Source organism: Spirillospora sp. NPDC048823 (assembly GCF_043198445.1).
Taxonomy (GTDB): domain Bacteria; phylum Actinomycetota; class Actinomycetes; order Streptosporangiales; family Streptosporangiaceae; genus Spirillospora.
This window is the reverse complement of record NZ_JBICUT010000008.1, coordinates 277094-289693: the sequence shown is the minus strand read 5'-3', so window position 1 is coordinate 289693 and position 12600 is coordinate 277094. Positions and strand designations below refer to the sequence as shown.

12 protein-coding genes are annotated in these 12600 nt (G+C 71.7%); 4 read left to right on the top strand and 8 right to left on the bottom strand.

What is annotated here, in order from left to right; genetic code table 11:
- Positions 1 to 71: 71 nt before the first annotated feature.
- The 3 genes from panD (at position 72) to ACGFK0_RS20715 (ending at position 3986) form a co-directional block, all read left to right on the top strand.
- The gene (panD, locus tag ACGFK0_RS20725; protein WP_392906861.1) at positions 72 to 479 is read left to right on the top strand and encodes an aspartate 1-decarboxylase; all 408 of its coding nucleotides are present in this window, start codon (positions 72 to 74) and stop codon (positions 477 to 479) included.
- Between the two features lie 8 nt (positions 480 to 487).
- Entirely contained in the window at positions 488 to 2098 is a 1611-nt protein-coding gene (locus ACGFK0_RS20720) for a (2,3-dihydroxybenzoyl)adenylate synthase (RefSeq protein WP_392906859.1), read from the top strand.
- A gap of 463 nt (positions 2099 to 2561) precedes the next feature.
- Positions 2562 to 3986 carry a DUF222 domain-containing protein gene (locus ACGFK0_RS20715; RefSeq protein ID WP_392906858.1) on the top strand — a complete coding sequence of 475 codons (1425 nt, stop codon included), beginning with the start codon at positions 2562 to 2564 and terminating at the stop codon, positions 3984 to 3986.
- Positions 3987 to 4073: 87 nt separating this feature from the next.
- On the opposite strand, the gene ACGFK0_RS20710 is transcribed toward ACGFK0_RS20715, so the two are convergent.
- Positions 4074 to 4751, bottom strand: a complete 678-nt coding sequence (locus tag ACGFK0_RS20710; protein WP_392906856.1) for an alpha/beta fold hydrolase — start codon at positions 4749 to 4751, stop codon at positions 4074 to 4076.
- 232 nt (positions 4752 to 4983) lie between these two features.
- Positions 4984 to 6666 (bottom strand): hypothetical protein, encoded by a 1683-nt coding sequence (locus ACGFK0_RS20705; protein WP_392906854.1) that lies wholly within the window; start codon positions 6664 to 6666, stop codon positions 4984 to 4986.
- A gap of 77 nt (positions 6667 to 6743) precedes the next feature.
- On the opposite strand from ACGFK0_RS20705, the gene ACGFK0_RS20700 reads away from it, so the two are divergent.
- Positions 6744 to 7076, top strand: coding sequence for a hypothetical protein (locus tag ACGFK0_RS20700; RefSeq protein ID WP_392906852.1), 333 nt, complete (start codon positions 6744 to 6746; stop codon positions 7074 to 7076).
- A 66-nt stretch (positions 7077 to 7142) separates the two neighbouring features.
- On the opposite strand, the gene ACGFK0_RS20695 is transcribed toward ACGFK0_RS20700, so the two are convergent.
- From ACGFK0_RS20695 to ACGFK0_RS20670, 6 genes are all read right to left on the bottom strand, one after another.
- Positions 7143 to 7799 carry a response regulator gene (locus ACGFK0_RS20695; protein WP_392906851.1) on the bottom strand — a complete coding sequence of 219 codons (657 nt, stop codon included), beginning with the start codon at positions 7797 to 7799 and terminating at the stop codon, positions 7143 to 7145.
- On the bottom strand, positions 7796 to 8944 hold the full coding sequence (locus ACGFK0_RS20690; RefSeq protein WP_392906849.1) for a sensor histidine kinase: 1149 nt from the start codon (positions 8942 to 8944) through the stop codon (positions 7796 to 7798). The genes ACGFK0_RS20695 and ACGFK0_RS20690 overlap by 4 nt, the downstream gene beginning before the upstream one ends.
- Before the next feature lie 61 nt (positions 8945 to 9005).
- Positions 9006 to 10028 carry an ABC transporter permease subunit gene (locus tag ACGFK0_RS20685; RefSeq protein ID WP_392906848.1) on the bottom strand — a complete coding sequence of 341 codons (1023 nt, stop codon included), beginning with the start codon at positions 10026 to 10028 and terminating at the stop codon, positions 9006 to 9008.
- On the bottom strand, positions 10025 to 10939 hold the full coding sequence (locus ACGFK0_RS20680; RefSeq protein ID WP_392906847.1) for an ABC transporter ATP-binding protein: 915 nt from the start codon (positions 10937 to 10939) through the stop codon (positions 10025 to 10027). Before ACGFK0_RS20680 ends, ACGFK0_RS20685 begins: the two co-directional genes overlap by 4 nt.
- A gap of 121 nt (positions 10940 to 11060) precedes the next feature.
- Positions 11061 to 11189 (bottom strand): hypothetical protein, encoded by a 129-nt coding sequence (locus ACGFK0_RS20675; protein WP_392906845.1) that lies wholly within the window; start codon positions 11187 to 11189, stop codon positions 11061 to 11063.
- A gap of 27 nt (positions 11190 to 11216) precedes the next feature.
- Positions 11217 to 12527: a salicylate synthase gene (locus ACGFK0_RS20670; RefSeq protein ID WP_392906844.1), complete on the bottom strand. Its 1311-nt coding sequence runs from the start codon at positions 12525 to 12527 to the stop codon at positions 11217 to 11219.
- Positions 12528 to 12600: the final 73 nt, after the last annotated feature.

Sequence of the window (12600 nt, the reverse complement as noted above, 5' to 3'; positions counted from 1 at the left end):
GGTTCTCCTCTGCCGGGGGAGTGGCTAAGGTAAGCCTAGCCTTAGTTGTTCTTGAGGAAGAGGGCGAACCGGTGCAGCGCATGCTGATGAACGGAAAGATCCACCGTGCGACCGTCACCCAGGCGGACCTGCACTACGTGGGCTCCCTGACGATCGACGCGGACCTGATGGAGGCCGCGGACATCGTCGAGGGCGAACAGGTCCACGTCGTCGACATCACCAACGGCTCTCGTCTCGTCACCTACGCCATCCCCGGGGACGCGGGCAGCGGAGTCATCGGCATCAACGGCGCGGCGGCCCGCCAGGTCCAGCCCGGCGACATGGTCATCATCATCACCTACACGTCCGTGGACGACACCGGCCGCGACGGCCACGAGCCCCGCGTCGTCCACGTGGACGCCGCCAACCGCATCGTCGCCCTCGGCTCCGACCCGGCCGAACCGGTCCCCGGCGCCCCGGCCCAGCTCGCCGGGCGGTGAGCCCGCCGATGGACACCGACGGCTTCACTCCCTGGCCGGCCGACCTCGAAGCACGCTACAAGGCCGAGGGCTACTGGACCGGCCGGCTCCTGGGCGACGTCCTGCGCGGCGACCCGGACAAGACCGCCCTGATCGCCGGCGACGACCGCCTCACCTACGCGGACCTGGACGACCGCGCCTCCCGCACCGCCGCCGGCTTCCTGCGCCTCGGCATCCGCCGCGGCGACCGCGTCGTCGTCCAGCTCCCGAACACCACGGGCTTCGTCGTCACGTTCCTCGCCCTGGTCCGGATCGGCGCCTCCCCCGTCCTCGCCCTCCCGGCCCACCGGGACAGCGAAATCCGCTACCTGTGCGAGCTGTCCGAGGCCCGCGCCTACATCTGCGCCGACCGCGACGGCGACTTCGACTACCGCCCGATGGCCCGCACCCTCCCCGTAGAGCACGTGATCGTGGACGGCGACGCAGCTGAGTTCACCGCACTCTCCTCGCTCTCCTCACTCGCCGCGGTGGGCGCGGTGGCCGCGGCCGATGCCGATCCGATGGAGATCGACGGACCCGTTGCGGCCGACGTCGGCGTCTTCCTGCTCTCCGGCGGCACGACGGGCCTGCCGAAGCTCATCCCGCGGACCCACCGCGACTACGTCTACAACCTGGAGGCCAGTGCCGAAGTCTGCGGTTTCACCCGCGACACCGTCTACCTGGTCGTCCTCCCCGCCGCCCACAACTTCGCGCTCGCCTGCCCCGGCATCCTCGGCGTCTTCGCCACCGGCGGCACGGTCGTCCTGTCCCCGTCCGGCTCCCCGGACGAGGCGTTCCCCCTGATCGAGCGCGAACGGGCGACGGTGTGCGCGATGGTCCCGCCGATCGCCCTGCTGTGGCTGGACGCGGTGACGTGGTCGGACGAGGACGTGTTTTCGCTCGAACTCCTCCAGGTCGGCGGCGCCAAATTCGCCGCCGAACGGGCCGCCGAGGTGCCGGACGTCCTGGGCTGCCAGGTCCAGCAGGTCTTCGGCATGGCCGAGGGCCTCCTCAACTACACGCGGCTGGACGACCCTCGCGAACTGGTGGAACGGACTCAAGGCCGCCCTCTCTCACCGGCCGACGAGATCCGCGTCGTGGATGGCGACGGCGAACAAGTCGCCCCCGGTGAGGTGGGCGAACTCCTCACCCGCGGCCCGTACACCCTCCGCGGCTACTACCGCGCCCCCGAGCACAACGCCCGCTCGTTCACCCCGGACGGTTTCTACCGCACCGGCGACCTCGTCCGCGAACTCCCGACGGGTCACCTCGTCGTGGAGGGCCGCGAAAAGGACCAGATCAACCGAGGCGGCGACAAGATCTCCGCCGAGGAACTGGAGAACCACCTCCTGGCCCACCCGGCGATCCACGACGCCGCCGTCGTCGGGCTCCCCGACCCGATGATGGGGGAACGGACATGCGCGTTCCTCATCGTCAGGGAGAGCGAAAAGGCGCCGGTCCTCCGCGAGGTCAAGGAATTCCTGCGCGAGCGAGGCGTCGCCGCGTACAAATTCCCGGATCGGATCGAGGTGGTGGATTCCTTTCCGCGCACCCCTGTCGGCAAGGTCAGCAAGAAAGTGCTTGCCGTCGGCATCGGTTGACAGTATCCGGCCTGGCCTGTCCCCTCGACATCGGCTGCGGCTCACCTTTGCTCGGCTCACCTTTGTTTGGATCACCTTTGTTTGGATCACCTTTGCTCGGGGTCACTTTCACTTGGATCGGCTTTAAGGGAATTGTTCATTGGGCGGCGGAGGCGGCGCAGCGTAAGGGGCCGCCCCTCCGAAGTCAAGGGCGCTTCGCGTCGCTTCGCGATGGGACTCCGTCCCACCCTTGGCTTCGGAGCCTCTGCGACCCCTCATGCAGCGTTCAAACGGGCAGGCTCCGCCTGCCCCACCTGGTCGCGCCGCCCCCACCGCCCAGCCAAGACCCTGCAAGGGAAAAGGCCACTTTGCGGCTTATGGTCGCTCTATGCGTCACTCTGGCTATCCATATGGTGACAATAATCGAACTCTAATCTGAGTCGTTGGGGCCGTATCGCGATGCCGGGCGCGATAGCATTCGTACATGCGTTCGATGACGATCGACCTCGATGAGGCGTCCACCATGGAATTGGTGAACGCTCTTTCGGAGATCGCCGCCGAACTCGCCGAGCGTGCCGCCCCGGAATCTGCGGCGGCGTGCCTGGAACTCACCGAAGCGCTTGCGGTCGCCACCGACAAGCAGGAGGCGGCCCTCGCCGGATTCATCGGAGTGGTGGACGGCGCCCGCGAAGTTCAGCGCTGGGGATTTCCGTCAACGCAGTCCTGGTTGCGGAATCGGCTCGGCATGCGCGACGCCCGCGCCAAGGAACGTCTCACCCTGGCCCGCCAGCGGCACCGCCTGACCGAGATGACCGGCCGGTGGACGTCGGGGTCGCTGTCGTCCGGGTACGCCGCCACCATCGCCGGTGCGGTCGCACGCCTGGACGACACCGACTGCGCCGCGGCCGAGGCGATCCTGCTCGGCATGGTCGATCAGGACTTCTCCGCCGGGAAAGTCGCCTCGTTCGGCCGCCGGATCCGTGACGTCATCGCCGAGCGCGACGGTACCGAGACTCCCGACGCCGACTCCCGGCGCGGGTATGAGCGGTCCTGGATCGACTCCACCCGGTCGCTGGACGGCGGCCGGTACATCAAGGGCTGGCTGAACGCTGAGGACACCGCCATCTGGGACGGGACACTCGGCCCGCTGGCCAAGCCGGCCGGGGCCGACGACCGCCGTGACCTGTCCGAGCGGACGGCCGCCGCGCTGTCGAGCGTGCTGTCGGGCGGGCACAAGGCCACCAAGGTCACCGTCATCTGCGACCTGGACACCCTCACCGGCGGCACCACGCCCGCGCGGTTGACGGACGGAACACCGATCCCCGCCGAGCAGGCCCGCCGCATCGCCCTGTCCGCCGGGGTCTCGCCGCTGTTGCTGGGACGCGGCCACCTGCCCCTCTACCTCGGGTACCGGGAGCGGTTCGCCACCCCAGGCCAGCGCCGCGTCCTGGAGACCCTTTACCCGACGTGTGCGGTGCAGGGCTGCGAGGTTCCCGGGACGTTGAGCGAGGTCGACCACGTCAAGGGCTGGGCGTTGGGCGACAGCCCCACCGACATCGACCAACTCGCCCTCGTTTGCGGGTGGCACAACCGCTGGAAGGCCGGTCACCCGTCCCGGCTCACCATCACCAAGGAACAGGACGGCCGCTACAGCTACCGCGCACTGCCTCCCGGCCGGACGGTTCCCACCGCTCAGCCGTCGGCCGACGTTCCCCGCCCCGTTGCATCACACATGCCATTGGACCCGCGACCGGAGCCGAGCATCCCGAACCTGTGGGAGCAGGCTCCGAGCTCGACCGCGGCCCTCATACCCGACCGGAACCGTCCCCGCCGTCGGCGCAACTACCCGAAGGCCCGGCCCGCCCGCCAACTTCGCCTCCGCGGCCAACGCCAAACCGGTGGCCCCTGACCGGCCAAGTCCCAACCCCCGTCACCACGCGCCTGTGGCGACGCCCTGCCCAGGGTTCAGCTCCCGATGGTTCGCCCGTGCTGCTGGTCACGGATCGGCGACCTCGGCTATCAGCGCCATCACGGCGTCGAGGTGATCCGGAGTGGTCAGGTGGCCCATGCCGGGCAGGATCCGCAGGTCGAGGTCCATGGTCCGGCGCACTGCCGGTGCCAGGCGACGAGGTGGGAGGAACCGGTCGTGCTCTCCCGTACCGACGATGCAGGGCCTGTCGGTGCGGCGGGCGAGCAGGTCGGCGGGCAGGGGCGGCGGGGCCAGGGTGGTGCGGCAACTGGCGGCCATGAGAGTCATCCACTCGACTTCGTTCCCGGGCGGATCCTCACCGGGGGCGACGAACAACCGCAGCATGCCGCGGGTGTGTCCGGGCGTGGGACGCGGCAACCACAGGGCAGAAGCCACCGCCAGTGCCGGGTCCACCGTGAGACGGATGAACCCGGCCGGAGAGACGAGTGCCCGCGCCGCGATCCGGGGGGAGTCGGCGGCCAGGGCCACCGCCGCCCCCAGCGAATCGCCCACCAGCACGACGCGGTCCAGGTCCGCGGCCGCCAGGACCTCGTCCAGGACCCGGCCGTACCAGGCCGCCCGGCCCCGCCGGGGCCGGTGCGACCGCCGCGTTGAAGCCGGTGCCGGGTACCAGGACGATCCGCGGCCCTTGGTGTCCGGCCGACACGAGCGCCACCCGGCCGCCGCTGGTGTCCACCGTCGCATGGGTGAGCGGGAAGCCGGCCCGCGACAGAGCATCCGAACACCACTGCCGGACGGCGCGCCGGCCCCGTGAACTCTTGTACACGCCGGACACTGCGCCAGCGTGCCCGCCGACACGAGATCCGTCCACTCCGCCCGACTCCACCAGCACTACCCGACCTTCCCGGACGCGGACATCAGATCCTCCCGCAGCGTCCCGCTCGCCGTGTCGGGGCAGGAGCAGGAGGTCGTGGCTTCACCGGATCGCGCCCTGCTCGCTGAGGAAGTCCCGCAGCGCGGCCTCGCGGCGGGCGGTGTCGGAGATGTGGTATTTGATCAGGCGGATGCCTACGTTCCGCCTGGAGTAGGGCCTCGGGACGAGCGGCCGGAACCTGCGGCATGACGACCACTTCGGCGCGGTGCGGAAACAACCGCCCGCGAGCCGGAAGTCCCGGCGGCCGGTCGCGTCCAGCCGCCACTCGACGATCTCGTGGACGTTGCCGCAGCAGTCCTGGACGCCGTGCGGCGACTTCCCGCGCTCCCGCCAGCCGACGGGCTCGACCTCATGCCTGCCTCGCAGGTCGCCGTAGCCGAGATTCGCCCGTTCGGGGGTGGGCGGGGTCTGGCCCCAGGGATAGTCGGTGTCCTCGCAGCCGGCGAGGGCCAGCCATTCCGGGGCGGTCGGGACCGCCCACAGTTCCTCGGAATCGGGATCGTCGCGCATGCAGGCCCCGATCAGCCGGCTCAGGCAGTTGACCAGGTCGGTGCCCGAGCCCTTCTCGGGAGGCCTGGGAAGATCGATGACGTAGGGGTGGTCGACGTTGTCCGGGACCTCGTCCGCCAGCAGGACCCCGACCTCGCCGATCGTCAGGGGGAACAGCATCGCCTTGAACTCGTAGGGGCACAGGCGGCCGCCCGGAACGGGCGTGATGGCCGGGGCGAAGGAGGCCGGCCGCCGGGAGCCGATGCGGCGCGACGCCAGGCTCTGGGCCTTCTTGACTCGCAGGCGCAGCTCCCAGGGCGCCACCTCCGGGAGATCCGCCTCGTAGTCCCGGAGCGCCTTGTGGATGCCGGCCCACAGTGCCGGGTCGTCAGGGACGACCTCCAGCAGCCAGACCATGAAATGGTAGAACCAGTTGGCGCGGCCGCCCGCCCACGCCGTGATGTCGGCCACCATCTGCTCGATCGGCCATGCGGGGTCGTCCGCTCCGCCGGTCAGAAACCTCTCGAAGAGCACCTTCCAGGTCAGCCGCAGCTGCGCCACGTGTTCCGGCTTGTTCCTGCGCCTGAGGATCTCGCCGCTCTCCTTGACGAGCCACCGCCGGTGCCCCGCGGTCCCGCGGTGCAGCGTCATGTCCGCGGCCAGCACCGCCCAGAACTCGGAGGCCGACCCGACCGGCACATGGATGCCGCGGAAGCAGGTGACCACCTCGGCGGTCACGCCGCTGGAGCGCAGCGCCCCGAGCGCCGAGGGCAGGGCCGCCAGGTCGTTCGTGTTCACCGCCGGCCCTTCGCCGCGGAGGATCTCCTCGGGGGACGACCTGTGCGGCTGGTCGAACTCGGCCACCCACCGCGCCAGTTCGACGCACACGTCCGGCCGGGTGCCGGTGTCGGCCTGAGCCCGGCTCTCCTCCGTGGTCGCGATGCGTTCCCATGCCTGCGTCCAAGGGGCCAGGCGGGAGGCCGGGGTCCCGCAGGCGTGGACGAATGCCGACAGCAGTGCCTTGCGGGGGAACCGGCTGCCCTTGAGCATGTCGCTCACCGAGGACTTGGTCAGCCGCACCGGATCCCCGCGGTCGACCGAGTCCCTGTCGAGCGTGCGCAGCGACGGGCTGTCCGCCCGCCGGTGCAACTCGCGCAGCAGCGCGGCCAGTTCCACCCGGGTGGCGACCGCCGCGAGTCTCTCCTCCAGGTCGTGCGTGTGCGGAACGTCGTCCACGCCTCACCCTTCTCCGAGTGTCCAACGCTGTCCGAGACAGTACGACGCGAGGACGACCGTGGCCGCCGGCCGTCCCGATGGCCGAGCGCCTGTCCGGTTCCGGCACCCGGGTGGACGGGCCGGGCACCGCGTCGTCCGGCGCCCTGCAGGACACCCGCCCGCGGATGTTTCCTGGATTCACGCCGCGAGGGATCGGCGCGGGGACCCGGCCGCCCCCGGGCCGTGAAAGGGGAACGCAGATCATGGACGACGGCGTGAACGACGTCATCGAGGGCAGGCGGGCCGACCGCCGGCATGCCGCCCGCTACTGGCGGGTCCGCACCGCGCTGGAGGTCGCCAAGTTCATCGCCTGGGCGGTGGTCTTCACCCTGTGGCCCCCCGGCTCGGACATCGCCGCCTGGCTCATGTGACCCGTCGCCGGCCCGGGCCTGCCGGTTCAAGGGGAGCGGACCGGCTCGGGCCGGCCGCGGCGCCGCTCATGGTGTGTCGACGAGCCGGTTCTCCCATGCCCACGTGACGATTCCGACCCGGTTGCGCACCCCCAGTTTGGTCTGGATGCCCGACAGGTGGCTTTTGACGGTGCTGACCGAGATGAACAGCTCGGCGGCGATCTCCTGGTTGGTGCGGCCGCGCGCCAGCGCCCGGACGACCTGGAGTTCGCGGTCCGACAGGGGTGGGGGCCGCGCGGCGCCGGACGGTGCCGAGGCGGCCGTCAGGTGCCGCAGCAGCCTCACGGTGACCGACGGTGAGACCAGCGCCTCGCCGTTGTGGGCGGCGCGGACCGCCTCGGCGAGCAGGGCGGGCCCGGCGTCCTTGAGGAGGAACCCCGCCGCACCTCCGCGCAACGCCCCGTACACGTACTCGTCGAGGTCGAAGGTGGTGACCACGACGACCCGTATCGGGTCGGGCACCCGCGGGCCGGCCAGCGCCCGGGTCACCTCGATGCCGTCGAGCCGGGGCATCCTGATGTCCACCAGGCACACGTCCGGGCGCAGCCGCCGGGCCATGGCGACCGCCTCGGCCCCGTCGGCGGCCTCTCCGACGACGGTGATGTCGGGCTGGTCCTCCAGGATCAGCCGCAGCCCGCGGCGGACCATCGCCTGGTCGTCGGCGAGCAGGACCGAAATGGTCATCGGGGCTCCCTGGTGGGGACGGGCAGGGTCGCCCGCACGGACCAGCCGGCGCCGGGCCGCGGCCCGGCGCGCAGCGAGCCGCCGAGCGTCTCGACGCGTTCGCGCATGCCGATCAGACCGTATCCGCCACGATGGGGGTGCCGGGGCGGGGCGGCGGGGGCGTCGTCGGCGACCTCGACGGCGACGCCCTGCGCGTCCTGCTCGACCGTGACCGTGACGGACCGGGCCTTGGGTGCGTGCCGCGACACGTTCGTCAACGCCTCCTGGACGACGCGGTACACGGTGGTGGTCACCTCCGGCGGCCACCCGGTGTCCCCGTCCGGCATGTCCAGCCGCACCTCCGGGCCCTGCCGGCCGAAACGCTCCACCAGCGCGCCGAGCCGCTCCGGCCCGGGGGACGCCGGTGCCGCGTCGCCGGCGTCGCGCAGCAGCCCGACGACGCGCCGCATCGCCGCCAGGGCGTCGGTGCCGGCGGCCTCCAGGTCGGCGAGGTACTCGCCCACCTGCTCCGGATTCCGCCGCGCGACCACCTGTGCGCCCTGCGCCTGGACCACCATTCCCGTGATGTGGTGGGCGACGACGTCGTGCAGTTCCCGGGCGAGTGCCAGCCGCTCGTCCCGGCGCACCCGCTCGGCGGCCGCGTGCGCACGGGCGTCCAGGAACCGCAGCGACAGCCCCGCCCCGACGGCGGTCAGCCAGATCAGGCCGTCCAGCGCCGTCACCGCCGCGAGGTCGGCGGACGGCGGCCCGGCGGCCAGCTGGCCGGCGATGATCACCGCCGGCCCGGCGCCCGCGATGACGCCCGCCTGGACCGGCGCGAGGGCCCGGAGCGCGGAGCCGGTCAGCACCGCCAGACCCAGCGTCATGGCGGGGCTGGGTTCGGCGGGAAGATCGGGTCCGGCCATGCGGGTGGCCACGATGGCCGACACCGCGAGGCCGAAGCCCGCGATCGCCGGCCGGAGCGGCCGGCGCAGCCCCGGCAGCGCCGGCAGGCAGACCGCCGCCGCGGAGACGCTGCCCGGCACCCAGTACCAGGCGCCCCAGCTCTGCGCGATGGCGGTGGCCTGCACGGCGATGGCCGTGAGGAACACGGCGCCGAGTCCGGTCACGGAGACGCCCCGGACCCATCCCCCCGGAACGGTCACACCGGACAGGTTATCGATGTGCCGTCCGGCGGATCCGTGCCCGGCGGATTCCGGTCGCTCGTCACGAGACCCGCCTGACGCGTCGCAGGGCGATGGCGGTGAGGAGTGCGCCGGCCACCAGGTAGAGCCCGGTTTCCGCGAACTGGAACGGCCAGTAGCGGCTGCCGGGCTGGTACTCGATGTCGACATGGAGGCCGAGTCCGGACAGGCAGACCGCGGCGTCGCCGAACGTGCCGCCCGCGCCGCTCTTCGGCGGGGTGTCGAGGCAGTCGTTGAACGTGCTCTCGCTGAGCGTCTGCCCGTCCGCGGTGCGCAGCGGGCTGGTCTCGCTGATCCACGCGCCGGGTGCGCCGGGCACCCGCAGGCCGCCGATGACGGGGGCGCCGGTGATGCTGCCCAGGTTCTTGGCCTGGTTGATGGTCTGCACGGTCATCGGCAGGGTCGTCTTCTCCGGCGGTATGAGGTGCGGACGCACCAGGTTCGGCACGGTGAACTGGACGACGAGGAAGACGACGCCCGTGATGGCCATCGCCGGAAGCGTCCGGCGCACGAACAGGCCGATGGCGGTGCCGAGGGTGAAGGCGAGGAAGGCGTAGCCGATCGGGGCGATGTTGCGGGCGCCGAACTCCACCGCGCCGAACCGGTCGGAGGCGACCGAATCGTACGGGGAGGCCGCCCAGGTGAGCAGTAGGGCGGCCAGGCCCGTCAGGGCCATCGCGGCCAGGCCGACGAACGCCATCCTGCCGATCAGCCAGCGGCGACGGGTCACGCTCTGGTTCCACACCAGCCGGTGGGTACCGAGCTCCATTTCCCGCGCGATCAGCGGTGCCCCCCAGAACACGCCGATGACGACGGGGATCAGCCCGAGCCCGGCGGCCAGGAACAGCAACGTGTTCTTGTAGGAGCTCTGGAACTGGCTCGCGGCCTGCGCGCAGCCGGCGGGGTCGGCGCACCGGGACCGGTAGGCGTCATGGGCGTCCCGGATGTCCATGCCCAGGAACAGCAGGTACCCGGCGATCAGGGCGAGCCCGATGGCGCCGGCGAGCGACTGGAGGCGGAACTGCCGCCAGTTCAGCCAGATCATCGCACTCCCTCCCCGGCCGCGGCGCCGGCGCGGGCGGCGGGCGTGTTCGCCCGCGACATGTAGGCGAGCACCAGCTCTTCGAGCGTGACGGGCCCGGCCCGGAACGGGATCTCCGACGGCGGGAGGCCGGTGCGCACCACCGCGCCGGCGTGCGGGGCGCCGTGGTCCACGCGGACGACCTCGACACCGGCGGGGAGCCGGCCGAGTTCGCCGTGGGGCGCGAACAGCCGGTGATGGCCGGCCAGCAGGTCGCGGACTTCGCCGGCGATCTGGATCCGCGAGTCGCACAGCACGATGAGGTAGTCGCAGACCCGCTCGATGTCCCCGAGCAGGTGCGACGACAGCACGGCGCCGGCGTCGAGCTCCGCGACGAACTCCATCAGGTTCGCCAGGAACCCCTGGCGCGCCAGCGGGTCCAGCGCGGCGGCCGGCTCGTCGAAGATCAGCAGTTCGGGGCGCTTGGCGGCGGCGATCGTCAGCGCCAGCTGCGCGCGCTGACCACCCGACAGCCGTCCCGCCTTCTGGCCCGGGTTCAGCCCGACCTGCGCGATGCGCCGCTCGGCCAGCCCCCGGTCCCAGGACGGGTTGAGGCGCGCGCCCAGACGCAGGTGGTCGGCCACACTGAACGACGGGTACACCGGGGTGTTCTGCGCCACGAACCCGACCCGGGCCAGGTGCGCGGCGTCCGCCGCCGGCCGGGACCCCAGGACGCGCAGTGTGCCCGACGTCGGCTGCAGCAGGCCGCAGGCCAGATTCAGCAACGTCGACTTGCCGGCCCCGTTCGGACCTACCAGACCCACGACGCGACCGGCCGGAACACGCAGATCGACTTCGCTCAACGCCTCGCGGCGGCCATACCTTTTCGTCAATCCCTCGGCGTGCAGCACCGGGATCGGATTCTCATGAGACATGACAGCATCGTCGGCAACGGCGCCACTCCAGATCACCGGCCCAAAGGACGGTTCGCGCCGGCGACGGCCGTACTTTCGGCTGGTTCGACGCCGAGCCCCACCCCGCCGGGGACTTCGGGTATCAGCGCGACGAGGTTTCCGGACCCGTGGCCTCGTCCAGGTCCGCCGGCATCGTTCCCGGGGGGGCGAGGTTGACGTTGCCCAGTTCGGTGGTCACGGCCTCGAACAGGTCCATGTCGGGCCCGTGCATGCCTCAACGTTCCCAGCGGGCAGGTGGTCACACGAGCGGGACGACGTGGGGGGCGATGCTGGAGAGTTTCTCGCAGGTCTCCTCGTATTCGCGGTCCGGGGTGGAGGCGCCGACTATGCCGGCGCCTGCGCGGAGCCATGCGCGGCCGTCCTCGCTGTAGAGGGCGCGCAGGACGAGGGCCGAGTCGAGGGCGCCGTCGTGGGAGACGGTGACGACGGCGCCCGAGTAGAGGCCGCGGCGCCCCTCCAGGCGGGTGATGGCCTCGATCGCGTCGGGCTTCGGGATGCCGGACGCGGTGACGCCGGGGAACAGGGCGTCCAGGGCGTCCCACGAGGTGCGGCCGGGGGCGAGGACGCCGCTGACGCTGGAGCCGAGGTGCTGGACGCTGCCCCGTTCCTTCACGGTCATGAAGTCGGTGACCTGGACGGTCCCGGGGTCGCAGACCCGGTTCAGCTCGTCCTGTGAGGTGCGGACGGAGACGGCGTGCTCGTAGATCTCCTTGGGGTCGGTTTCCAGGTCGCGGCGGGTGCGCGCGTCGGTGTCGGTGCCGAGGCCGAAGGCGCGGGTGCCGGCGAGGGGCTGCGTCATGACGCGGCCGCCGGCGTCGACGCTCGCGAGGACTTCGGGGCTGAACCCGGTGGCCTGGAAGCCGTCCAGGTCGAGCAGGAACGAGCGCGCCGGAGTGTTCGCGCGGCGGCCCCGGACGTAGGTCGACACGACGTCGACGGGGTAAGGGATGTCCAGCCGGCGGGACACGATGACCTTCTGGTAGCGGTCCGCGCCGATCTCGGCCAAGGCTTCGGCGACCTGTGCGCGGTAGCGATCGCCGCCGGCTCGGACGTCGACCGGTGAGGGGATTCCCGCGGACGGCGCGGCGGCGGCGGTGAGCAGCTTGGCGACCTGCTCGGCCTCGGCCTCGTCGACGCCCGTGATGGTGGCGCGGCCGTCGCGGGCCCGGACCTCGGTGCGGGGGACGATCAGGTGGGCGAGGCGCCCGGCGGGACGGGGCGCGGCGAACTCGAACGCGATCCAGCCGCAGGCGGTCCAGGTGGGGAGCGGTGCGCCGGCGAACGTGTCGCGGAGTGCGTCGGCGGGGCGGCCCGTCCAGGCGCGGGTCGTCGGGGGCCGGCCGGGCCAGTGCGCGCGGACCGTGGCCGCGTCCAGGACGACCTCGCCGAGGGCGCCGCCCGCGAACGTCCACGCCCCGGGTCTCTCGTAGACGACGTAGTCGTCGAACAGCCCGGATCCGGCCAGCCGGGTCATGAGCGTGAGGGGGTCCGAGGTGTACTCGACCACCAGCTCGGTGAGTGTCGCATCAGTGCTCAGAGCAGACGACAAGGCAGCCAACTCCCTTTCGCGGGCCGGAACGTCCCAAACTTAGGTAAGGCTAACCTTGTGTGATTTTCATAGG